This window comes from Paenibacillus sp. FSL P2-0121 (genome assembly GCF_037975345.1).
Taxonomy (GTDB): domain Bacteria; phylum Bacillota; class Bacilli; order Paenibacillales; family Paenibacillaceae; genus Paenibacillus_AQ; species Paenibacillus_AQ odorifer.
Map to the genome: position 1 here is coordinate 272003 of NZ_CP150245.1, position 23255 is coordinate 295257.

Annotated in this window: 19 protein-coding genes; 8 read left to right on the forward strand and 11 right to left on the reverse strand. The window is 41.6% G+C overall.

From position 1 onward, the window contains the following. Positions 1-11: 11 nt before the first annotated feature. Positions 12-1160, reverse strand: coding sequence for a hypothetical protein (locus MKY54_RS01235; protein WP_143766502.1), 1149 nt, complete (start codon positions 1158-1160; stop codon positions 12-14). Continuing rightward, entirely contained in the window at positions 1126-1776 is a 651-nt protein-coding gene (locus tag MKY54_RS01240; protein ID WP_076126962.1) for an N-formylglutamate amidohydrolase, read from the reverse strand. Before MKY54_RS01240 ends, MKY54_RS01235 begins: the two co-directional genes overlap by 35 nt. Before the next feature lie 333 nt (positions 1777-2109). Here MKY54_RS01240 and MKY54_RS01245 point away from each other — a divergent pair, with 333 nt between their 5' ends. The 4 genes from MKY54_RS01245 (at position 2110) to MKY54_RS01260 (ending at position 6524) form a co-directional block, all read left to right on the forward strand. Continuing rightward, on the forward strand, positions 2110-3492 hold the full coding sequence (locus MKY54_RS01245; RefSeq protein ID WP_076126963.1) for an ABC transporter substrate-binding protein: 1383 nt from the start codon (positions 2110-2112) through the stop codon (positions 3490-3492). A 160-nt stretch (positions 3493-3652) separates the two neighbouring features. Beyond that, entirely contained in the window at positions 3653-4495 is an 843-nt protein-coding gene (locus MKY54_RS01250; RefSeq protein ID WP_036687240.1) for a sugar ABC transporter permease, read from the forward strand. Further along, positions 4495-5328 (forward strand): carbohydrate ABC transporter permease, encoded by an 834-nt coding sequence (locus tag MKY54_RS01255; protein ID WP_036687243.1) that lies wholly within the window; start codon positions 4495-4497, stop codon positions 5326-5328. Before MKY54_RS01250 ends, MKY54_RS01255 begins: the two co-directional genes overlap by 1 nt. A 164-nt stretch (positions 5329-5492) precedes the next feature. Then, positions 5493-6524 carry a LacI family DNA-binding transcriptional regulator gene (locus MKY54_RS01260; RefSeq protein ID WP_248549181.1) on the forward strand — a complete coding sequence of 344 codons (1032 nt, stop codon included), beginning with the start codon at positions 5493-5495 and terminating at the stop codon, positions 6522-6524. Between the two features lie 394 nt (positions 6525-6918). On the opposite strand, the gene MKY54_RS01265 is transcribed toward MKY54_RS01260, so the two are convergent. The 5 genes from MKY54_RS01265 to udk form a co-directional block, all read right to left on the reverse strand. Then, positions 6919-7149 (reverse strand): hypothetical protein, encoded by a 231-nt coding sequence (locus MKY54_RS01265; RefSeq protein WP_254847760.1) that lies wholly within the window; start codon positions 7147-7149, stop codon positions 6919-6921. Between the two features lie 176 nt (positions 7150-7325). Beyond that, a complete protein-coding gene (locus tag MKY54_RS01270) occupies positions 7326-8525 on the reverse strand; it encodes a Ger(x)C family spore germination protein (protein ID WP_339189151.1) in 1200 nt (399 codons plus the stop codon). 50 nt (positions 8526-8575) lie between these two features. Then, a complete protein-coding gene (locus tag MKY54_RS01275) occupies positions 8576-9700 on the reverse strand; it encodes an endospore germination permease (protein ID WP_339189153.1) in 1125 nt (374 codons plus the stop codon). A gap of 36 nt (positions 9701-9736) precedes the next feature. Further along, positions 9737-11329: a spore germination protein gene (locus MKY54_RS01280; RefSeq protein WP_076192561.1), complete on the reverse strand. Its 1593-nt coding sequence runs from the start codon at positions 11327-11329 to the stop codon at positions 9737-9739. Positions 11330-11475: 146 nt separating this feature from the next. Beyond that, on the reverse strand, positions 11476-12102 hold the full coding sequence (udk, locus tag MKY54_RS01285) for a uridine kinase (RefSeq protein WP_036687251.1): 627 nt from the start codon (positions 12100-12102) through the stop codon (positions 11476-11478). 157 nt (positions 12103-12259) lie between these two features. Here udk and MKY54_RS01290 point away from each other — a divergent pair, with 157 nt between their 5' ends. Then, positions 12260-13360 (forward strand): beta-eliminating lyase-related protein, encoded by a 1101-nt coding sequence (locus tag MKY54_RS01290; protein ID WP_076305119.1) that lies wholly within the window; start codon positions 12260-12262, stop codon positions 13358-13360. Here the strand turns inward: MKY54_RS01290 and MKY54_RS01295 are convergent. The 4 genes from MKY54_RS01295 to MKY54_RS01310 are packed head-to-tail and all read right to left on the reverse strand — an operon-like array spanning position 13346 to position 18386. Continuing rightward, on the reverse strand, positions 13346-14662 hold the full coding sequence (locus MKY54_RS01295) for a glycosyltransferase family A protein (protein WP_076279949.1): 1317 nt from the start codon (positions 14660-14662) through the stop codon (positions 13346-13348). The two genes, MKY54_RS01290 and MKY54_RS01295, sit on opposite strands and share 15 nt — an antisense overlap. A gap of 19 nt (positions 14663-14681) precedes the next feature. After that, the gene (locus tag MKY54_RS01300; RefSeq protein ID WP_076126979.1) at positions 14682-16229 is read right to left on the reverse strand and encodes a sugar isomerase; all 1548 of its coding nucleotides are present in this window, start codon (positions 16227-16229) and stop codon (positions 14682-14684) included. Continuing rightward, a complete protein-coding gene (locus MKY54_RS01305) occupies positions 16204-17331 on the reverse strand; it encodes a polysaccharide pyruvyl transferase family protein (protein WP_076126981.1) in 1128 nt (375 codons plus the stop codon). Before MKY54_RS01305 ends, MKY54_RS01300 begins: the two co-directional genes overlap by 26 nt. Beyond that, positions 17328-18386, reverse strand: coding sequence for a glycosyltransferase family A protein (locus MKY54_RS01310; protein WP_339189155.1), 1059 nt, complete (start codon positions 18384-18386; stop codon positions 17328-17330). Before MKY54_RS01310 ends, MKY54_RS01305 begins: the two co-directional genes overlap by 4 nt. Positions 18387-18606: 220 nt before the next feature. On the opposite strand from MKY54_RS01310, the gene MKY54_RS01315 reads away from it, so the two are divergent. The 3 genes from MKY54_RS01315 to MKY54_RS01325 all read left to right on the forward strand — a co-directional run bounded on the left by MKY54_RS01315 (position 18607) and on the right by MKY54_RS01325 (position 23216). Next, a complete protein-coding gene (locus MKY54_RS01315) occupies positions 18607-19833 on the forward strand; it encodes a Zn-dependent hydrolase (RefSeq protein WP_076279950.1) in 1227 nt (408 codons plus the stop codon). Positions 19834-20114: 281 nt separating this feature from the next. Continuing rightward, positions 20115-21248 carry an alanine dehydrogenase gene (ald, locus tag MKY54_RS01320; protein WP_076282656.1) on the forward strand — a complete coding sequence of 378 codons (1134 nt, stop codon included), beginning with the start codon at positions 20115-20117 and terminating at the stop codon, positions 21246-21248. 705 nt (positions 21249-21953) lie between these two features. Next, positions 21954-23216 (forward strand): helix-turn-helix domain-containing protein, encoded by a 1263-nt coding sequence (locus MKY54_RS01325; protein WP_076126988.1) that lies wholly within the window; start codon positions 21954-21956, stop codon positions 23214-23216. Positions 23217-23255 lie beyond the last annotated feature (39 nt).

Genomic DNA, 23255 nt, shown 5'->3' on the forward strand with positions numbered 1-23255 from the left:
AATCCCTCCATTTAATTAATTTTGGCGCGTTCCTCAGATAGTGTTGTGTAGATGATAATCGGAAGTAACACAAGAGAAATGATGATGGTCAGAGCGATGCTCCAGTTCAAATCCTTATATAGCTGTACTATGGTGAACAACAAAGCGATAACAGGTAAGACCAGTTTGTTTAAGTGCTTTAGGAATAAGGAGTACATACTTCTTTTTACGGTAACTGATGTGCCGATGCTTGGGATTTCTAACTCGTTACGCGATAAGGCGGTGATCCCGATAAATAAGTGGCCGTCGATAAATTTAAGCTGCTCATTATCCGCATGAAGCTTGACTGACTGGGCAATATGCTCCGTATCGATGTCTAAGATGGGGATGGTGATTTGTTTAGAATTATAGGAGATCACGATCTGATCTGTTTCTTCCATGCCTAGCAGTTTTCTAACATTCGGATGAATTCTGCATAAATTCTGGTGCTCATCAAAAGGGTAAGGATGACCCACTCTGAGGGTGAGCTCTCTTTTGCCAATAAAAAAGTTCCCTAATGCACTTAAGGGCCGTTGGATCAGTTGATTTATAAGTTTATGTATGCCTGGCTTGGGTTGAGAACGCGTCCTAGCGCGAGTAATGATTAATGGGTCATGCCCCTCGGAATGGGTTTCAAGCAATAACATAATGTATCTGTTGAAGTAAAGGGTATTCGGTTTGGCTGTGCTATCTTCTCGTAAAGTTAGGTTTACCCGGAAGCCATTTTTGGGATTGATAAGTTCTACTTGATTCGTATATTTACGGACGAGTGCTGGACAGGCTTTTACATAGGGTTTGGCAATCTCGTCCACTTTAGGAATTCCCCGAAGAACTGTGTCGTATTCTGGCTTCGTTATTGTTAATCCTGTAGTCAGGCAGTCCCCGAGCTTGTCCTTTGCCCGCTTGGATAATTGGATTGTACCTCTTGGCACCTCATCTGCCGATAAAATTAAACAGCTGGCTTTGACACCATTCTCTGCTGTAAGATCAACGAAGATATGCTGGACTAAACCTAATTCCTTTAACTCTTCGGAGTTCATTGTGATTTCTTCACGAGGTTGAAGGCTTTGTTTGTCTAGAATAGTAAAGGTTTGCTCGATAATAATGTCAGACACCGCCCAATAGTTTAATGATTTGTTCAAGGGAATGAATGGTTTTTTGGAATAAATCAAACGCATTCGGGTTACGATAATTTCGATTAATTTCAATTTGAATACTTTGAACTAACAATTCCTTAGCGCAATATGAAGTAATCGTTCCAGGATGGGATGCAGAAAATGTATGATTTTGTCGAACATTGGTAATACCATTATTGTTAAAGATGCCTATGACGTCATTTAAATTATTCTCTCGTATAGAGGTTCCGTACAGTGTCCCTAGGTCAATATCAAACTCTCGAAGTTTGGAAGCTCCGTGCAGATCGATCACAAACTGAATGCGATGTTCTTTGACAAGCGCTCGTAGCGCAGCCTTATATTCTCCACCTAAGATGTAATTTGGGTCTTCTTTGGAGAAGCTATTTGAATAAATACAGTAGCAATTAGTGAGCTTTTGTAACAAGAGGGCAAGGGAGCCTGTATACATGTCAGCTGGTTTTACAGCATGTTCTCGAAAATGGTTAATGGCATGTGGAGCTGAGACAAGTACAGGAAGGGAGCCTTCTACAATGGAGTAAGAGGGAGCTACCCCGATATCGCCAAAATAATTATTATTGGAGAATTGTAGCTCATACTGTTCGATCAGAGATAAAATATGCAATCACCTATTCATAGTTATTTAATGGGTCGTTAACCATTAGTATGTCCTAAGCATTCACCATTCATGAATAAGGATGAATCTATTATAACGCTTGCAAGGTTTGCCGTGGGCAGTTTTTCCATAAAATGATTCTAAAAGATTGGCTATTGAAAAGTTCAAAATGGTGTGCTAATATTTCAATTGAAAACGTTACCGATAAGGATACCGAGAAGGATACCAAAAAGTAGGCTGGGGATTACTTAAGCAAATGAAAACGCTGACATAATTTTCACTAACAGCATCGGAACGTCTTCATGCGAAGTAATCTAATAAAAAGTACGAGGGGGAAGAAGAATGAAGAATATCAAAAAATATTTAGGGCTCATGTTAGTAATGTCTATGGTTGTTGTCTTAGCGGCAGGATGTGGGAATAAAGAAAATAATTCTGCATCCAATGATGGAAACGCTACATCTGGTAAAAAAGGGTCAGTTTATTTCTTGAACTTCAAACCTGAGATTGCAGAAATATATGAAAAGATTGCTAAGGATTACGAAGCAGAAACAGGAGTTAAGGTAAAAGTCGTAACGGCTGCTGCGGGTACTTACGAAACTAAATTGAAATCCGAAATCTCCAAGTCTGAAGCGCCAACTATTTTCCAAATTAACGGACCTGTTGGTTTTCAATCCTGGAAAGATTACACCTTGGATTTGAAAGATACTAAGCTTTACAGCTATCTGTCCGACAAAAGCTTGGCTGTAACTGAAGGTGAAGGCGTGTATGGTATCCCTTACGTAGTTGAAGGATACGGCATTATCTACAACGACGCAATTATGAAGAAATACTTCGCTTTGGCTGATAAAGCGGTATCGATCTCCTCCACAACTGAGATCAATAACTTCGACACTTTGAAAGCAGTAGTAGAAGATATGACGGCTAAAAAAGACCAACTGGGCATTAAAGGTGTATTCGCCTCCACTTCCCTCGCTGCTGGTGAGCAATGGAGATGGCAGACTCACCTTGCAAACTTGCCGCTGTACTATGAATTCAAAGACAATACTGAGTTTGACAACACCGTTCTTGCGGGTCTAGCTTCTAAAGAAGTTGAATTCAAATACAACGATAAATTTAAAAACATCTTCGATCTGTACATCAAGAACTCTGTAACTAAAGAATCCTTGCTGGGTAGTAAATCCGTAGCTGACTCCATGGCTGAATTTGCACTTGGTAACGCAGCTATGGTTCAAAATGGTAACTGGGCTTGGTCACAAATCAACGATGTTGACGGTAACGTAGTTAAAGCTGAAGAAATCAAATTCTTGCCTATCTACACAGGTATGGAAGGCGAAGAAAAACAAGGTTTGGCTGTAGGTACAGAAAACTATTTCGCAATCAACAGCAAAGTATCTGCTGAGAACCAACAAGCTTCTATCGCTTTCCTGGAATGGTTGTTCTCCAGTGAAAAAGGTAAAGCTTATGTAACTAACGATCTAGGTTTCATCGCACCATTCAATACCTTTGAAGACAGCGAAAAACCAGCAGATCCACTTGCTAAAGAAGTATCTGCTTGGATGGAAAAAGATCTTACTTCTGTAGCTTGGACATTCGCAGCATTCCCAAGTGAAGAATTCAAAAACGTCTTTGGTGATGCGCTCTTGCAATACGCTCAAGGAAACAAAACTTGGGATGAAGTTGTAACCATCTTCAAGGACACTTGGAAGGCTGAAAAAGCAAAATAATAAATGCATGGAAAGATGCTTGAATAACTCTCAGTTGTCATACAGATAAAAGCTTAGTGCCACTGGGCTCCCTCGGGATTCAGTGGCACTAAGCAACAATTGGAGTGGATCTTGCTACATCTGTTTCATCATTTTCCATACTGAGATAGGAGAAGACTCCATGGAAAAATCGATAAAAAAATATTTTGCTCTTTTTGCATTACCGACCATAATAGCCTTTGGAATTGCCTTTGTGATCCCTTTTCTTTTGGGTATATATTTGTCTTTTACAGAGTTTACTACAGTCAATGATGCAACATGGATAGGGTTTGGCAATTACGCTAAAGCTTTTTCGAATCAAGAGTTTCTAAATGCATTAGGTTTCACCGTTAAATTCACAGTTTTATCTGTTCTTACTATTAATGTGTTCGCCTTCATCTTGGCGATGTTATTAACTAGAAAGCTAAAAGGAACCAACGTATTTAGAACGATCTTCTTTATGCCTAACTTGATAGGCGGTATCGTATTAGGATACATCTGGCAGTTGATTTTTAATGGGATTTTGTACAAATTTGGTGTCACTTTGACCTCTGATGCAACGTATGGATTTTGGGGACTAATCGTTCTTATGAATTGGCAATTGATAGGGTACATGATGATTATCTATGTTGCAGGTATTCAGAATGTTCCTAAAGATATAGTAGAAGCCGCAAGAATTGATGGAGCTTCACGTTCTAAGATTTTGCGTAATGTGACTATTCCACTCGTAATGCCGTCCATTACTATTTGTTTATTCTTAACCTTATCTAATTCATTTAAATTGTTTGACCAGAACTTAGCGTTGACCGCTGGTGCTCCTTCTAAGCAGACCTCCATGTTAGCACTGGACATCTATAATACATTCTACGGAAAATCAGGATGGGAAGGTGTCGGTCAAGCGAAAGCCGTCGTATTCTTTGCTTTAGTAGCCTTAATCGCCTTAATACAACTTGTCATTACTAGAAGAAAGGAGGTTGAGAACTAATGCAAAAGACTAGAGCAAAAGACTACTCTATATTCACCATTTTGTTGGTCTTGGCCATTGCGTTCTTATCTCCTATTTTTATTGTTCTGATGAACTCCTTCAAGGGTAAGTTCTACATTAGTGATACGCCGTTCTTATTCCCTAATGAGACTACATTTGTTGGTTTAAAGAACTATACTAGTGGTGTAGCAAAGATTGATTTCTTCAGTGCCTTCGGAATGTCCTTGTTTATCACGGTATGCTCGGTGGCTGTGATCGTGTTATTTACTTCCATGACTGCATGGTACATTACCCGGGTGAAGTCCAAATTCACAGGCATGATGTATTATGCGTTTGTATTCTCGATGATCGTGCCTTTCCAAATGGTTATGTTCACAATGACTAAGACCGCAAACGTGCTGCATCTCGACAATCCGATAGGGATTATCTTAATCTATTTAGGGTTTGGATCAGGGCTGTCTGTGTTTATGTTTAGCGGATTTGTGAAGTCTATCCCGCTTGAGGTTGAAGAAGCGGTAATGATTGATGGCTGTAATCCACCTCAGGCCTTCTTTAAAGTGGTATTGCCTATCCTGAAGCCTATTGCTGTAACTGTAGCTATCCTTAATGTAATGTGGGTATGGAACGACTTCCTATTGCCAGACCTGCTGATTGGTACAGAATATAAAACGATTCCTATTGCGATCCAGTACCTAAAAGGTGGATACGGATCGATTGACATGGGAGCTATGATGGCGATGCTGGTCTTAGCTATTGTGCCAATCATCATTTTCTACCTGACTTGTCAAAAGTACATCATCGAAGGTGTCGTTGCAGGTGCGGTTAAGGGTTAAGCTTGATCTACCTCGTTAAATAAATTAATATTCATGTAAGAAGCGAGTAGGGTGTTTTTCTTGATGGGTGACCATCAGGAATCCCCTGCTTTCTTATTTTGACTATGAAGTTGAATAAGGATTAAGGAGTTTGATAGATACTAACAAGTAAAGGATAGATAGAAATGGAGAGACTGACTATTATAGACATCGCCAAATTATGCGGTGTTGGCGTGACTACTGTATCAAGGGCTATTAACAATCATCCGGATATTAATGAAGAAACAAAAGCGATGGTTATGAGGGTTATCAAAGAAAATCATTATGTCCCGAACAATAGTGCAAGAAATTTAAAACGTTCTGATTCGAAAACGATTGCAGTATTGATTAAAGGGATATCCAATCCATTTTTTAGCCCGATGATCAAAGTGTTCGAAAAAGAGATTCAACGCAAGAAATACTCCTTCATCCTACAACGAGTTGATGAGAATCAAGATGAGATCGAAGTGGCGATTGAGCTGGAGAAAGAAAAAAGGCTGAAGGGAATTGTCTTTTTAGGAGGTTTATTCTCACACTCTCAAGAGAAATTACAGCAATTAACGGTTCCATTTGTCCTTAGTACGATTGGGATGACGGAAGAGTTTGATTTGAGCGACTATTCTTCTGTATCTGTCGATGACTTTAATGAGAGCTATAAAATTGTCGACTATTTATGTAATCAGGGGCATGAGAAAATTGCGGTCATTACTGCACCAGAAGAAGATGTAAGTATCGGTAAGTTAAGATATGAAGGTTATAAAAAGGCTTTAGCCGATCATGGAATCACTTATAATGAACGGCTAGTGCGGCGGATGAAAGAGGATATCGACAGTTACAGTATGGAAAATGGGTATGCGGTTACAAAAGAATTGCTAGAGTTAGGTGAAGAGTTCACCGCTATTTTTACCTTATCAGATAGTATGGCTATCGGCGCCTGTAAGGCAATATTTGAAGCGGGCAAGCAAGTCCCGGAAGATTACTCTGTGGCTGGTTATGACGGATTGGATATTTCCTTCTATTATAATCCTTCTATTACTACCATCAAACAGCCGGTAGTGGAGATTGCGGAAGCGACGATTAAGATTCTTTTTGATCTCATCAATAAGAAGGTTAAGCATGCGCATCAGATTTTCCCGGCAGAATTAATAGTTAGAGAATCTACAAGGTCTTTATTGTAGTTTCAACAAGTGAGTATGTTTAAGTTTATTTACGAATCGGGGTGGGGAGATAGAACCGCAAGAGATTAAACCTAACGATATCAACAGCATCACACGGTTTCTCACCGCATTTGGTGATCCTACTCGGATTCGGATTGTTACGTTATTAGGGAATAAAGGTCGGCTGAATGTTGGGGAAATTGCAGGTGAATTCGAAATAAGCAGGCCAGCGATTTCACATCATCTCAAAATCCTACGGGATGCCCGCATTGTTGACCATAAAAAGAGAGGTCAGGAAGTCTATTACTGGCTGGCGCGTGAACGGCTAGCAACAAACTTTAGGGCACTTGCTGATTTGGCAACGTCGTTTAATCATGGGGACTAAGCCATCTCAAGGGAATGGTTCAGTCCCATTTTAGGATAACCAGGCATTTACCATATCGGAGACGGGTTTATAGATAAATATCATCCATCCCAATGGGTTAGAGACCGAAATATGTAACGCATTAATAAGACTGAAGAAGGTTCCCAGCAACAGAAGAAATGAGAAAACCCACATCTCCTTGATTAATTTTTTCCTCCACATCAGGGGAACTTCAATGGCTGCTATAACGGCTACAACTATGAGAATCACTACTATACCCAATATTCACAACCTCCCAAACCATCTAGTTTCGAGATATTAAGTCTTTGCTCAGTGCTCTTCTGAACATTACTGCAATTTCACTGTAATAAGTGTAATTTGGTTAACACTCGATACTCTTTCAATTTTAATAGTTGGGCACCTTGCGATGTTATACATGGTTTTGTGACTCCAATTCATCACTTCGTCTCTTCTAGGAAAGAGTTAGTCACTTTCCCTAACAGGCGAATCTTAATATCCATCTTTACGCTTATTGGAAGGTTAACAAAGGTCTTATCCCAATTGTTTCGCAGTTTCTTCCACGCCTGCGGGTTAGAACGATGGATGATTTCACCGAATCCAAAAATATCGCTTTTGTATTCATTCTGTACCTTTTTAATAGTAGTTTTGAATAAATTCTGGACTTTTTTATTGGCGATTTGTTCTAATTCGGTGATAGTTTTTGTGTCTGTCAGTTCAAGATTTCTACACTGAACCTCCCCTATATCTGATTCTATATGTTGCTCAATACTGATTTCTGGTTTGTCATTATGGATGTTGCCTTTCATTTTGGAACGGGCTTCAAATACATCAAGCGAAACCTTTTTACCTTCGGGACATTGGATATAGAAAACAGTACTCTCTACTTTATTGGTTAAATAGTTATACACTTTTGATTCCTCAGGATTTAGCCAACCAATCAATTTGTCTTCCTTGAATACGGCCAATCCGGAGTATTTCAATTCTGTTGGAGAGTCTACCGTTTCAACATTATTCGGAGTTTCTCCTACATCTACACTCCCCTCGATGACAACACCTGTTAAGACTGGATTCTTACCCTTACTGACAAGTTCTGTAATTAGGGTTCCTAATGTCACAGTAGATGTAGGTGCCCAATTTTTCTCCGAGCTTTCCAGACTGGAAAACAATCGCACGGCAGGAATCTTTTCAAGACTGGTTAATATTTTCAACGCATCTTCTGCCTTTGCATCCTTTGCTACCACTATAAAATAATCATTTCGCGTATCAGTGTCTCTTGACATGAAATCAAGAACATCGTTGATTCCCTCTTTAGCCAAATCCTCGCCAAGGACTAGGATCCGTAAATGAGAGATATAAATTTTACGTGGGCTAACGGTTGTGATTTTTCTAAGGGCTTCATATACAGTATTTCCTGTCGCTTTATAAAGGTTGACGGGTGCTTGAGGAGAGCCTCCCTTGGAGCCAGCGATTTGACTGGGTAAGACCACTTGTGCAGAAACTTGATATTGATCTCCAATTTTATCGATCCCTATTCCTACAGCAATCGCAAGATCATTTAATTCTCGGCGGCTCCAGCAACCTGTTACAAATATTTGCATGAGAATAAGAACACAAATCAGAAGCGATCTTCGTTTCATGGTTTAATCCTCCGTTAGATCTTTCGGTATTCATGTCTCCCAGCCCATCTTTAGCTTCGAGATTTTAACCCTTTGTCCAGTGCCCTTCGAAACATTCCCACACCTAACAACACCAAAGGTAGAAATAACCCGAAGGTTATAACATAGTACACCCAATAATTATCGAATACTTTGTTGTAATAGGTGTAATTTGGCGCAATAAGAGGTGCTAGTGTAACCAAAATTAATCCTGTGGGTAGAGTTAGCACCCGGTACTCTTTTAGTTTGAATAATTGAGACAACCCCAGAACGAAAGCATAGAAGTATAAGGTAACTTCTATAAACAAGGTTAACATCCAAAGTAGTGCTATCATGGCTTCCACCCGCTCGAAGAAACCACCAACGGATATGCGCCTTGCAATGTTATAACTGGGATAGATATCCCTGGTTGTCAGATCTGGACCTAGCACTAATATGGAAATAGTAACCGTCAGGAAGATAATAATACCGCCTAAGAAACAGCCTTGTAGTAAGCCTTTGGTTATCTTTTGTTGTTGGTTTACATAAGGGAGAAACATTAGAAAAACAACCGGTTCTATAAAGGTGTAAGCCGTAATGGAAATAGACCCTCTCAACACTGGTTTTATGCCATCCTCCAATATGGGCAGTAATCTGACAATCTCCATCTGAGGAATAATTGCGACCGTCAGAATCAGAAATAGGATAATAATCATAGGTGTAAAGATCTCTCCAGCTCGTCCTATGACTTCAATACCTAGTCGTGTAGCCATAATCACGATCACCATGAATAAGATTAAAACAGCCGGAATAGGGGTTCTCGGTAATATTTCGGATGTAACGAACTCACTGAGTTCTCGCATACTTCCAACGGTGACGATAAGAAAATACATTAAGGTCAAGAGTGATAGAATAGTCCCAATCCATTTTCCAAAAGCCTTTTGAATCGCCTCAATAAGCGTTAGTTTGGGGTACAACTTTACGAACTTGCTGTACATATAGATGGCTAGTAAACCTACGATCATACCAATTAATGCGGAAATCCAGGCATTTTGTCTGGCGTAGTGTGAAGTGGAGGGAGGGATTACGAGAATGGAATCCCCGATCGTAAGGAACATAACCAGTATGGTAAGCTGGCGAGTACTTATTTTACCTTTTTCGAGCATGGCTTTCTTCACTCCAATTTATCACTTCATAGGTCAAGGTTTCAGGGGCTATTCCTCCGTGAGATCTCCCGGTTTCTCCGGTGGTGTACTCTTTTCCCGAACGATATTTTTTTTATTGATAAGTCTAGGGCGGGTAAACATAGCCCAATGCGGCATTCGGAAAAAGGTGTCCTTTTGATCGGCGAGATTATAGGGAGCAAACGGGCTCAAATAAGGAATTCCAAAGGAACGTAAGCTGCACATGTGAAGAACTATCGCAATAACGCCGATAATGATCCCAAACAATCCAAAGGATGCAGCAAGGAACATCATTGGGAAACGGAGCATTCTGATGGTCAGGGCAAGATCGAAGGATGGCAGCACAAAGCTGGAGATAGCAGTAATAGCGACGACAATAAGCATGGCAGCAGAAACAATGCCGGCATCAACTGCCGCAGTCCCAATCACTAGGGTGCCTACAATGGATACAGATTGGGCTATGGTTTGAGGCATTCGTACACTCGCTTCTCGTATAATCTCAAAGGCAAGCTCCATTAAGAGTGCTTCAATAAATGCTGGAAGCGGCACGCCCTCCCGTTGTGCGGCTAGACTGATCAGCAGGGTTGTGGGCAGCATCTCCTGATGAAAGGTAGTAATAGCTACATACAAAGATGGGGCAAGTAGTGAAATGAAAATACTGAAGTATCGAAGCATTCGTACTAAGGTGCTAACATCGGCACGTTGATAATAATCTTCCGCCGTCTGCATGAAGGAAACAAATAAGGTAGGCACCGTCATTACTATAGGAGTCCCATCTACTAATATGGCTACTTTTCCTTCCATAAGAGCAGCTGCTATAACGTCAGGGCGTTCCGTATGATGGATCGTTGGAAATGGGGTATAGGTTTCATCCTCGATTAATTCTTCGATATAGCCACTTTCCAGGATCCCGTCAATGTCGATCCGATCTAAACGTGAGTGTACTTCTTGCAGAATCTCATCACTAACAATGCCATTGATATACATGAGGGCTACGTCTGTCTGTGTTACACGTCCAATTTGCTGTGTTTCTAACCAAAGATTGGGGTCTTTTATTTTCCGCCGGATTAATGCGGTATTCGTGCGTAAGCTTTCTGTGAAGGCTTCCTTAGGTCCACGAATCACCGTTTCAGTGGCACTTTCCGTTACGCCACGGTCTTTCCAGTCACGCATGCCTATGGTGAACCCTTTGGTATATCCATTAAGTAAGAGGATCACATCTCCGGATAATAGAGAGGTGAATAAAGAATTGAACTCCGTCGCATCTTTAATATCCCCTACAGTGAGCATGTGATCTTTTAATAATTGATAGTTGGCTGTTTGTGTATCAAGACTTGGATCTGGAAGTTCTAAGATTAGTGATTCCAGAATGAAATCCTGAATAGCTTTACTATCCGCCAATCCATCTGTATAGAAAATAGCTGCTTTGATCTGGTGTTTGGAACCAATAAAGAATTCTCTAATCACGAGATCTGTACTATTGCCGAGTGTTGTTTTTATATATTGAATATTATCTTGAAGTTTTTCTTTAATAGGTTCCTTGGGTAATTCTTTAGTGGGGTTAGGGTGCCCTAATGAAGGGTTCTTAAAAACTTTTGTTATTGTTCTGTTCAGAAATCCCATAGTTGTTATCCCTCTTCCGCTGGTGCTGTAAATATAGCTATTACCAGAATGAGGTGGGATTATTCTGAACCATGGATGGGTCAACGCATATCAAAAAAGCCGCAGAGAGATTCTCTGCAGCTAGCTAGAAGCGCTTAATTAAGACTTTAAGACGTCCAATCGTTATATAGATGCTTCTCCGTTAGGATGGACAACAACTGAATACCAACCTCATTATGGCCACCTTCAGGGATGATCAGGTCAGCGTATTTTTTGGATGGTTCGATAAAAGCTTCATGCATGGGTTTAACTGTACTCAAATATTGATGATGGATCGACTGGATGCTCCGTCCACGTTCTTCAATATCTCTAAGGACCCGGCGGAGAATGCGTACATCAGGATCGGCATCCACGAATACCTTGATGTCGAGCATTTCACGGAGATTCTCGTCAGAAAGGACGTGGAGTCCCTCGATGATTACAATATTGTTTGGCTTCAGTTCTACCGTCTCTGTAGTGGAGCGGGCATGGACTGTAAAGTCATACACGGGAGCGAATGCGGTCTGTTCTTCGCGCAGAGATTTAAGATGCTCAATGAGCAGCTCGTTATCGAAAGCGAAAGGATGATCGTAATTAATGGATTCACGTTCAGCAAAGCTGAGATGTGAGTGATCCTTATAGTAGTTATCTTGAGATATGAAAGTTACCTTTCCCGTTCCAAGACGGTCAATGACGGAGCGGGCTACGGTTGTTTTTCCCGAGCCGGTGCCGCCGGCGATACCAATAATGAGCATGTGATTCAATAACCCTCCCTAAGATTGCCGTTGCAATTCCAATATTGTAGCACAGCGCTCATGTTTTTTCACCTTAGATCGGGTAAAATTAAGATGGGATTTTTGGAAATTCGTCTATATTAGGGACAAGGCAAATCCGGAAGGGGTTATCCAACGAATGAACGGAAAAAAAACCGTACAAGAGGCTTTTAATGAAACGGCCTATCGAATCGCAGGGAATGGGAATAGAGATGTGCAAGTGTTGAAGGAAGCCTTGGCAGCCGTAGAGAACAGTAAGGCATCTGATATTTATGGAACGGGCGAAGTGATTGAAGATTTCCAGACGAAAATGGCGAATATCCTGGGCAAAGAAACCGCGGTTTTCTTTCCGAGCGGAACGATGGCGCAGCAAATCGCTTTAAGAATTTGGTGCGATGAAAAAGAGGTGAAAAAAGTAGCCTATCATCCCTTATGTCACTTGGAGATCCATGAGCAGGATGGCCTGAAGGAATTACATCATATTGAGCCTATCTTGCTTGCGGACAAGAACCGATTAATCACTTTGGAGGATGTGGCGAACCTAAAGGAGGATATCGCCTGTCTGTTGCTGGAATTACCCCAGCGCGAGATTGGTGGTCAGCTGCCAGAATACACGGAGCTTGAAGCTATTTCTGCTCATTGCCGTGCATGCGGCATTAAATTGCATTTGGATGGGGCGAGATTATTTGAGATCCTTCCGTATTACGGGAAGTCAGCAGCTGAAATCTCTGCACTCTTTGATAGTGTGTATATATCCTTTTATAAAGGAATTGGAGGAATCGCTGGGGCAATTCTTGCAGGCAGTGAAGATTTTACGAAGCAATCAAAGATATGGAAACGGCGGCATGGTGGAGACTTAATCAGCTTATATCCGTACATCATTTCTTCTGATTATTATTACCAGCAAAGAGAAGGCAACATGCAGCAGTATTATGAAGGTGCAAAGGAGCTTGCTGCTTGGGTTAATCAATGTCACGACGTAACCACTCTGCCCGCTCAACCTGTCTCCAATATGTTTCACATGCATTTTCAAATGTCTAAGGAACAAATTGAACCGATTCTGTCAGCGGTGTATGAGGCGACAGGAATCGGTTTAAGCGCGGGTATAAGAGCTACCGGGGAACATACTTCTTATTGTGAGATCAGCATTGGAGACAAGTATGCCGACATCCCAAAAGAAAAGCTTAAAGAGTTTTTTCTGCTGCTCGATAAGCTAATGAGCGAATCATCTGCCGAGTAGCGTGCGGAGTAAGGAGATTCGTAATAGTTGTTTTTTAATAAGCTTCATGCGAAACTCATTTTTTAATTGATTGTAGATCAGCGGGCAATGGTTAAGCGCCCAATGGTACATGAATTTAAAGTCTGTAGCGTCTTTTGCAGAATTTAATAAATAGTATGAGATCGTATCGTAAGCATTGTGGTTGAACCATTCCGTCATTTCCTGTGCGTTATATCCATATTTCTGCACGGCCATATTCTTAATGAGTTTCTTTTCTTCCAGATTCTCAATTAAAAATCCTTGGCTCAGATTAAAGGTGATATTGTTCCCGTGTATTCTGTACACGCCAGCAATCACATCAATGAAGCCCGCATCACCTACCAGCAGGGAACGCAAATAGATGGAAGCATCGTTGACCATATTCATATCTAGGATATCCATAGCCATTAAGGCCTCTCGTTTAAAGACAGTAGTTAAAGTAGAGGCGGGTTTTGGATATCCTTTTTTCTCGAAATTCATGAAATAATCGCGTTTCTTAATAATGCTGCTAAGCTGCAGATTGGAGATTTTTAGTTGTTTGGCTTTGGAATACTCCAGAAACACATTCGCAGCTACAAATGATATTTCGGGATGAAGGAGATGGAAGCGGACAGCTTTACTGAAATAATTCATGTCGATCAGATAATCATCATCATCGAGAAAAAGAACATATTCCCCATCACCATGTGCAGCGAAAGCTTTTCGGCGATTATTTCCAGGTCCGCTATTGGTAGCATTGCGCATGTAAATGACCCGTGGCTCCGCCCCAAAGTGTTGCTGCATTAACTCTTCCGTGCCATCTGTAGAACAATCATCAATCACTGTAATCTCTTTATTGGGATAGTCCTGCATTAAGATACTTTGGATCGCTTGGTATAGGAATGCTTTTCTATTATAGGTGGTGATAATGACACTGATCTTGGGAGAATCGGATAAGGATTGGACTGCTGGGTAGGAAATTTCCGTATCCGAAATGCGGCTTTCCATTTTAACCAACCCCTGAATTAAACCTGCGATATCACTGGCAACAATGTTGAATTGTTCAGACAGATAGAATTTTAAAGTATCCTCTGAAGCCCTCCCCGTGAGAAAGGCATGAATAACCTCAGATAAGGTTTCCAGATAAGGTTTGATTTGTACATTTTGTTCTTGATCTATGATCTGGCGGCATCTTTGCAATAGTTCTGTATCCTCTATTTGGATGGTGGGTGAATGGTTTATTTCATCATTTAGGTCGTTTAGAAAGACGTAACAGGCTTGCTGCAAAACCTCGCTATGATCCATTTCCAGTCCTCCTGTTGTGTTATTTGGATAAACCACTTACCTCAGGCTGAGCGTTAATTTTATTTTTGAGTTTGTATCGATACTTTTTGAGATGTTCCCATGTATAGAGGAAGACTTCCCGTTCCATTAAAGAGCCGATTACAAAATATACAGGCAAGATCACTAGTCCTAGAAGTACACCCCAGATCATAAGCCCCAGATAGGAATGGATCGGGATGTCGATGGCAGTTGTGATGAGAATAATGCCTACAAAAACTACTGCATTCGTAAGCCATCTTCTAAAAGTGACCCATGGACTGCGGTCCAGCAAATGTTTGCTGGCATAAATCACAATATCTATGGAGCGGTATAGGAGGGCAACTATCGTTCCCATCAGTACACCGTAAATTCCCATGAAGATTACGAAGACAACAGAAGCCACCAGATTAATGGCGGATTCCAGAATGGAACGGTTTTGTGTTTTTTTGAAATGTCCAGCGATGGTAATCACATTATTGGAAGACGTTCTGGCATTGGTTAATAATTTGATGACTACGAACAAGACCGGCAGCCACATATCAATGTAATTTACGTCGTTTACCCCAGCGGTATACAATTTCATAAAGGGTAAAATCAAAATGTAAGCCACCGTTAAAATCGAGAAGATAAGCCCCATAAAATACACTTCGTAAGCATCATAAAATTTAATAAATGCTTCTTTACTCTCATGGTAGCTTTGCCCGAGGGCAGCCTTCACACTTCCGTTTATGGTCTGGACGATATTATCCACGATCGTAAAAATCATATTGTACATAACATAGATACTGACGATTTTTAGATTCGTAAAGATAGTTAATATAAGTACGTCAGTATTTCTAAACACCAAATAGGAGATTTCATGGACTAATACGGAATTCTTTTGACCAATGGCTTCATAGTCTGGTTTGAGATTCAGGTTGATCCACTTGTAATTCTTATTCATATAAATATAGAAAGCGATGATTTGAAGTAAAGTTAAGATAAAATAGGAAGCTTGAACCGCAATAATGTCCACACCTTGCAGTAATAACAGAATCCGGATCAGGCTGTTCATAATATTAGCCACAGTGACAATGGAAGTCTCTACATAGCTTTTTCCCTCCGCAGCGAGCAGAACCTTGAATTTCCCCTGAAAATAATAATTGATTGCTCCGCCCATCCCCGTAAGCAAAATAATGACCATAATCGATAATTTATCGATCTCAGATGAGATCACTAGCGGGTACACGATGGCGAGTAGCAGTACGGCGAAGAAATAGTAAATACCTGTTTTTTTATAATAGCTGGAGGTGGCAGCCAGAATAGAGTTGATATTGTTTTTATTATCCGAAGCTACCGGCTTGTAAAGTGCTTGGATCGAGGCCGCCCCAACACCTGCTTCCAGCAGCGCCAAATAACTAATAATCTGCACAATCGAAGCGATCAACCCATTGGCCTCAGAGCCATAGTTGACCATTATCAGTCTGGGTATAAAAAAACCGAGGATAATCGTGATGAGTTGACTTCCCAGTCCAAAGGATAAGTTAAGAATGCTCCGCTTGGCTTTCATAACGAATCCCCCTTTCGTAAAGCGGTAAATACGTATCTAGATGCTCGAAATGTCTTTCGGCTTGTTTTGCTTGCAGTGTGACATCCATAGAGCAGGTGATCATACTTTCAAAAATCTGTGCAGGCTGGACCTGTTCCAGCGTGTTGAAATCGGCATACAGACCTGTAAATCCAACATCTTCCATTACATTGACCATTTTTTTGCTGTAGGCTACAGGGAATACCGGTTTATTAAATACCCAGCCCAGAATCATTGCATGGAATCTTGAAGCCACAATAGAACTGGCATTAGCTAACACGGACAACACTTCTTCCATGTTCGTTTTATATAAATGCACTTGAATAGCATCCTTGTAGGAGGGACCGATAAGGCGCTGAATCTCTTCAATCGCCAGTTGATCGCCTTCGTGTTCGCAAAATGACATGAAATGAACCGCGTAACCTTTTTCAATGAAATAAATTGCGAGTTCTTTCATTTTTTCATAATAGAGGTTGTCAAAACCGTTCAGACCTTTCGCAGAAGGTTTAATAACGGATAAGACGATGTAATCCTCCGGTTCGTTTGGAATATCTGGCGGGTCTAGCTGAAAAATAATATCTGGGGCTAAGCGGACATTATCCAGATCCTTAAATAAATCATAAGAGTACTGTTCTCTGAAACATATATCTGTATAATCCTTGAAAATCCGCTTGTGCTCATCATAGTATTCTTGATTTGTAAAAGGGCCAAAATTAGATCCTAACAGATAGTAAGGCTTATTTTGATTACGAATGACTTCTGCATTCTTGAAATGCTCTGCCCAGTGGTCTGCTTCCATGAAAATTGAGCCGCCGATATGAACGACGCCATCTGAGTGATCTGCCAGATATTTGTGAGCCACATTATGTATCTTTAGCTTCCTGCAAATATAGCCAATGCCTCTTAGAAGAAGGGAATCGGAAGGATACACTTTGAGGTTAGGGAGCTCTTTGAAACATTGTTTATAGAGGCGTGGTGCGCAAATTCTGAATTTGGTATCCGGATATCTTTCGCACAGCACCTTAATGAATAGATCATCGCCCAGATTAAATTCGGTATAGGCGTATATCAGCATCTTTTTCATATTCTAGATTCCTTTCGGGTTCCGTTCCCTTTAAGTAGGTTGCGCTTGAACCGGGATAAGCCTCTCTCCACAGAGATGAATCTGTGATATAGAAGCGGGGAGATTAAAAATGTTCTGATATAAAGGGTTAATCTGCGATTATCTCCTCTATAACGTCTTATGAGTTCATCCATTTCTTGATTGAGCTTGGGATAGGTATGGTTGATGTCACGAAGTAATTCCTGAATGCTTACCCCTTCCGTACCATTTAGACAGGTTTTGAGGTTGAAAAAGTAGTTCTCGATCAGCTCCCGGTTCATTAACAAAGGGGAGATCGTATCTAGTTCAGCAAAGGGATAGGTTTTGAAATATTCATCCACCCTTTTGAAAGCATCCACTACATCGAATTTATTCACGTTATAGCTGTTGGAGATGGAGGAGTTTCTCTGTAAATAAAATGATAGTATATCCGGGATTGAGATGACTCTGGCCGCTCTGGACAAGGCTTTGTAGATGAACTCTTGATCCTCTCCATTCACACAGCGTTCTGTATAACCTAACCCGTGGAGAAGTAAGAATTCTCGCTTATAAGCGATACTCCCTGTCCATATTCGCAAGCTTTTGTTCACGAAAATCCGCGCCAGTGCTTCGCTTCCCGTCACGTCGCTGAAATCAGAGGTACAGCTTAATAGAGTTTCTTTGCCTTCTGAGACATGATTATAACCCCAGCAAATAATCTCGGGTTGTTCATCTTGAGTATAAGAATGAATGGTTGAGACCAAGTCTGCGGAGACATAATCATCTCCATCGACAAAAAGAACATAATTACCTGTGGCTTCAGCTAATCCCCTATTTCTAGCCGCGCTTACTCCATGATTCTCCGTTCGAATGACTTTACAGAAAAGGGCGGGATTACGCGAAAGAATCTTTTCTATAACGTTGTAAGTGTTATCCGTAGAACCATCATCTACGATGATGACTTCGAAATGCGGATCGCTTTGGTCAAGCAGTGAATTAAACATAGGGGTTATATACTGCTCTATATTGTATACCGGGATCACAAGGCTTAGATTCATGGGCTCGCTCCTTTCCTGTGGAAAACTGGATGATAAGCTATCTTAAGCTTACCCCTCGTATGAAAAGATTGTATATACTACTTTAGTTTACTTATTGCTGGCTCCACTCGTTGTAGCATCATGTGAATAATAGTTATTACAATATGTAAAATGAAAATATTATGGTTTGGTTTAACATAGATAGAAAGCCAACAAAATGCTCGAAGCGGAGGGATCTGGGATGCAGCTGCAAAAAATATTCGTGAACGGTGAGAGACTGAAGAATACAATCGAGGCATTTGCCGATTATGGGCGTACAGATAAAAATGGCGTGACCCGATTATCGCTGACGGAAGAGGATCTTAAAGTTCGGGATTATTTTCGTGCCTGTTGTGAAGAGCTCGGAATGTCTGTGAAGATGGATGATATGGGGACGATGTATGCCACACTGGCAGGCGAAACTTCCGGGCCTCCGATTGTGATTGGCTCGCATATGGATACTGTGAAAAAAGGGGGCAGATTCGATGGCGTCCTAGGGGTTATCGCGGGTCTAGAGGTGGTGCGGACGCTTGTAGATTACGGGATTAAGCCGAAGTTTCCGGTGACGATTATGAATTTTACGAATGAAGAGGGGGCACGTTTTGAGCCATCGATGATGGCCTCTGGTGTGTTGTCCGGAAAGTTTGATAAAAGTGTTATGTTGAACAAAAAAGATCCAGCAGGCATCACCTTTGGTGAAGCGCTGGAGAAGAGTGGATATAAGGGAGAAGTGAGCAATCGTATCACCGAAGCCACCGCTTATTTGGAGCTTCATATCGAGCAAGGGCCTGTTCTTGAAAAAGAGGAGCTGACAATTGGGCTAGTTGACTGTGTAGTTGGTATGGCCTGTTACGAGATTGAGGTGACGGGAGAATCCGATCATGCGGGCACAACCCCTATGGCAATGCGCAAAGATGCTTTGTTTGCTGCCACAGATCTGATTATTGAGCTGCGGAGCAAGCTGGGGGCGCTCGATTCCGAGCTTGTGTATACCATGGGCAGAATGAATGTGCTTCCTAATATCCATACCGTCATTCCCAATAAAGTGATTTTCACCATTGAAGCCAGACATAAAGAGATGGAGATTGTGCGTGAAGTGGAAGCCATTATCAACGGTTTGCCAGAGCAACTGCTGGATTGTGAAGTAAGCAAGACTAAGCTTTGGGGCCGAGATACGGTGTGGTTTGATCAGAATGTGTGTGATTTGGTGGAGCAAGCGGCTCAAACCTTGGGTTATTCCAGTCGAAAGATCGCAAGTGGTGCAGGGCATGACGCACAATTCGTAGCCAGCTTTCTGCCATCCGCAATGGTGTTCGTGCCTAGCGTGAAGGGTAAAAGCCATTGTGAAGAGGAACTAACCTCTTATGAAGACTGCGAAAAAGGGGTAAATGTAGTGTTAGAAACAGTGATGTTGTTATTATCAAGATAGGTAATGTCACTTAATATAACATCATGCGATAAGGTAGTCGCTTTAATTTCATACAAAATCGTCAAAAAGGCACTCTATAGGGTGTCTTTTTTTATGAGATAATAAAGATGGTTGTGTTGAGTACCAAAATGGTTAAAGATTAATGGGCAGTTAAGTCTGATCCTTTGTGTAAAAACACAATCATGGTAGATAATATTTTAATTTTTTAACAAAATGGGAATGCTAATCATATGTTATCATTCTTTACATAAGGGATCTACATTAGATGGGAGAGATGAATGATGATTATCGGAGTACCTAAAGAAATTAAAAACAATGAAAATCGTGTTGCCATAACCCCTGCGGGTGTAGTTAGTTTAATTACTGAAGGTCATCAAGTGCTCGTAGAAGCTGGAGCCGGTGTGGGCAGCGGATTTCCTAACGAAGAGTATGTCTCTGCTGGAGCACAATTGATTGAGGATGCAGCAAAGGTCTGGAGCTCTGCTGAAATGGTGATGAAGGTAAAAGAACCATTAGCAACTGAGTACCCCTATTTCCGTCCAGGCCTTATTCTATTTACGTATCTTCATCTTGCTCCAGAGCCTGCCTTGGCTGCTGCGCTAAAAGACAAAGGCGTCTTTGCGATCGGATATGAGACGGTTGTTCATGGACGCACCTTGCCGCTGTTAACACCGATGAGCGAAGTAGCTGGCCGGATGTCCGTCCAATTGGGCGCGCAGTTCCTGCAAAAGAACTATGGCGGACAAGGTATTCTTCTTTCCGGAGTTCCTGGCGTTAGTCGAGGTAAAGTGAGTATCATTGGCGGCGGTGTAGTAGGTACTAATGCAGCTAAGATGGCTATTGGCTTAGGCGCAGATGTTACGATAGTTGACCTCAGCGCGGAGAGACTACGTCAATTAGATGATATTTTTGGAGCACAGATTAATACGTTGATCTCTAACCCTTATAATATTGCCAAAGCAGTGGCTGAAGCGGATCTGCTGGTAGGTGCCGTGTTAATTCCGGGTGCTAAAGCACCGAAGCTGGTTTCCGAAGAAATGGTCAAGACCATGAAGCCGGGATCAGTGATTGTTGACGTGGCCATTGACCAAGGTGGTATTGTAGAAACCATCGACAGAGTGACGACACATGATAATCCCGTGTTTGTGAAACACGGCGTGCTGCATTATTCCGTGGCTAATATGCCAGGTGCTGTTCCTAAGACCTCAACTATTGCCTTAACAAATGTTACAGTTCCATATGCCCTGCAAATTGCCAATAAAGGTGTGATCAAGGCGATTCAGGATAATGACGGCTTAAGAAGCGGCGTGAATGTAGCCAATGGCAGAATCACCTGCCAAGCTGTTGCCGAAGCGTTGGGTGAGACACCTTATTCGGTTGAGCAAGCCATGGAGCAGACATTCACATTGATCTAAAATAGACACGTTCCATAATGGAATGAGCCAAACAGCAAGCTCTCTGCGGGGAGCTTGCTGTTTGGCGTTTCTTGCGGTGGAGACCGGGTGGAAGTTGGTCAGTACGGCGTTAAAGTAAATAGATTGCGTTTCAGTGTAATTAGATGCAGTAGATGTTTGCTCGTGCGGTGCTATGGTGGATAGATTACGTAGTGAAGTTGGATGGATCGGGTGAAAGCTTTGATGAGAGATGTTTTAGGGAAATTCTCCCTAAAAAAACGCGAAAATAGCTTAAAAATGCTGTTATTAGGGAATTCCTCCCTAAAAAACGAGGAATACGCCTGTTTATACGCAAAACAGAAGAAAATCAGGGAGTATATCCCCAATTATGATCGTGTGATGCTTAAAGTGCAGAATATTAGGGAGAATTCCCCTAATTATGATCATGTGATGATTAAAACACAGAATTTCCGGGGGTTATTCCCTAAAAACCACTTATAACATTTGGTAATCACCAACAACTATTAAACCTTCCCAAATACCCCGACAAAACTCTCAACAAAACCCCCGCCAAACATCCCCGTCCCAAACACCTTCCTCAACAAGCCGATCTCGCCCCTCACCTAAACCAGCTATTTATCTTATAGTCAGCTAGGGGGATGCATACTATAATGAAATCACTCTAGAGTACAGGATTTGGTTATTCTTCAGGTGGGAGTGAAGCTAGTGACAGATAAGGATCCATTATTTGATCGTTTCTTCGACAGTATGGAATCATTGGCAGATGCGATAAGTGAATCGCTCCAGTCTCAAGTTACCATTGAGGACAGCAATCATCATGTGATTGGCTACAGCTCGCATGAATTTGAGAGTGACTCCGCGCGGATTTCAACGATTATCGGGAAGCGTGTACCTAACACTGTGATTATTGGCTTGCGCAAAAAAGGGATTATGCAGCAGCTGGAGAGCGCGGCACATCCCATTCGAATTCCTGCAGTGCTGGAGGTGGGACTTGGTCCCCGGCTGGCCATTTGTATCAAACATCAGAAGGAAATTCTCGGGTACATTTGGGTAGTAGATACAGGCAACCTGGTAGAAGGGCATGCCGAAAATATCGTTGAGAAGGCGGCAGGTATCGTAGGCCGTTATTTACTTAAGCAGCGAGGCTGGAAAACGAAGCAGGACAAAACGCATGAGGACTTTTTCTGGAAGCTGATTACCTCCCACTACGACAACGAAGCAAATATTAAAAAGGATGCGGAATTTTGGTCCATTCTTTTGCCGGAAAAATATTATATTAGCGTGTTTGAAAGTGACAAGGTAATCGATGATCATTTAATACTCCGGTTTCGGCAGGTTATGGCATCTTATTCCGGACTGCAATTACTATTTCTGACGGCTGAGCATAATCGGCTGATTATTTTGTTTTCCTTCAGCTTTGTGATCGAGGGGGCGGGTGGATTATCTTCATTCCTGCATAAAACAATGGAGGATATGTATAAGAGTGAAGGCTGCACACTGGCTGCTGGCTGTAGTCTCGATTACACTGAATATATGTCCGCGGCTATTGCCTATTGGGAAGCGGTGTCCATTGTGGAGATCAAAAAGCTGCTGCCTTTTCATGGGCGGGAGCTGCTATTGTACGAGGAAATTGGATTTTGGGCATATATACCGGTTATTATGGAGCAAAAGCGCAGTCGAATTCGTAAAAGCCCGTTGCTATATCCGCTAAAAGAACATGATCGCGAGCATAAAAGTGATTTTCTCAAAACCATCGCTGTCTATTTATCATTAAGCGGCAATTTAAAGGAATCCGCGGCTTTTTTACATATACACACTAATACATTGCTTTATAGATTAAACCGAATTGCAGAGATTACGGGCAAAAGCTTGAAGGATACGGGTTATCGCACTTCTATTTTCCTGGATATTTTGACGGAAGAGACACGGCAGCTTAACCAGTGGTTCGTGGATGCCAGGGAATCATGAGAATTAAGCACCAACCCGGTGACGAACACGTACAATAAC

What these genes read in the sequence shown, in the direction of transcription:
- MKY54_RS01245 (WP_076126963.1), top strand. Translation starts at nt 2,110, where the DNA reads ATGAAGAATATCAAAAAATATTTAGGGCTCATGTTAGTAATGTCTATG.
- MKY54_RS01250 (WP_036687240.1), top strand. Translation starts at nt 3,653, where the DNA reads ATGGAAAAATCGATAAAAAAATATTTTGCTCTTTTTGCATTACCGACC.
- MKY54_RS01255 (WP_036687243.1), top strand. Translation starts at nt 4,495, where the DNA reads ATGCAAAAGACTAGAGCAAAAGACTACTCTATATTCACCATTTTGTTG.
- MKY54_RS01260 (WP_248549181.1), top strand. Translation starts at nt 5,493, where the DNA reads ATGGAGAGACTGACTATTATAGACATCGCCAAATTATGCGGTGTTGGC.
- MKY54_RS01270 (WP_339189151.1), bottom strand. Translation starts at nt 8,525, where the DNA reads ATGAAACGAAGATCGCTTCTGATTTGTGTTCTTATTCTCATGCAAATA.
- MKY54_RS01280 (WP_076192561.1), bottom strand. Translation starts at nt 11,329, where the DNA reads ATGGGATTTCTGAACAGAACAATAACAAAAGTTTTTAAGAACCCTTCA.
- udk (WP_036687251.1), bottom strand. Translation starts at nt 12,102, where the DNA reads ATGCTCATTATTGGTATCGCCGGCGGCACCGGCTCGGGAAAAACAACC.
- MKY54_RS01290 (WP_076305119.1), top strand. Translation starts at nt 12,260, where the DNA reads ATGAACGGAAAAAAAACCGTACAAGAGGCTTTTAATGAAACGGCCTAT.
- MKY54_RS01295 (WP_076279949.1), bottom strand. Translation starts at nt 14,662, where the DNA reads ATGGATCATAGCGAGGTTTTGCAGCAAGCCTGTTACGTCTTTCTAAAC.
- MKY54_RS01300 (WP_076126979.1), bottom strand. Translation starts at nt 16,229, where the DNA reads ATGAAAGCCAAGCGGAGCATTCTTAACTTATCCTTTGGACTGGGAAGT.
- MKY54_RS01305 (WP_076126981.1), bottom strand. Translation starts at nt 17,331, where the DNA reads ATGAAAAAGATGCTGATATACGCCTATACCGAATTTAATCTGGGCGAT.
- MKY54_RS01310 (WP_339189155.1), bottom strand. Translation starts at nt 18,386, where the DNA reads ATGAATCTAAGCCTTGTGATCCCGGTATACAATATAGAGCAGTATATA.
- MKY54_RS01315 (WP_076279950.1), top strand. Translation starts at nt 18,607, where the DNA reads ATGCAGCTGCAAAAAATATTCGTGAACGGTGAGAGACTGAAGAATACA.
- ald (WP_076282656.1), top strand. Translation starts at nt 20,115, where the DNA reads ATGATTATCGGAGTACCTAAAGAAATTAAAAACAATGAAAATCGTGTT.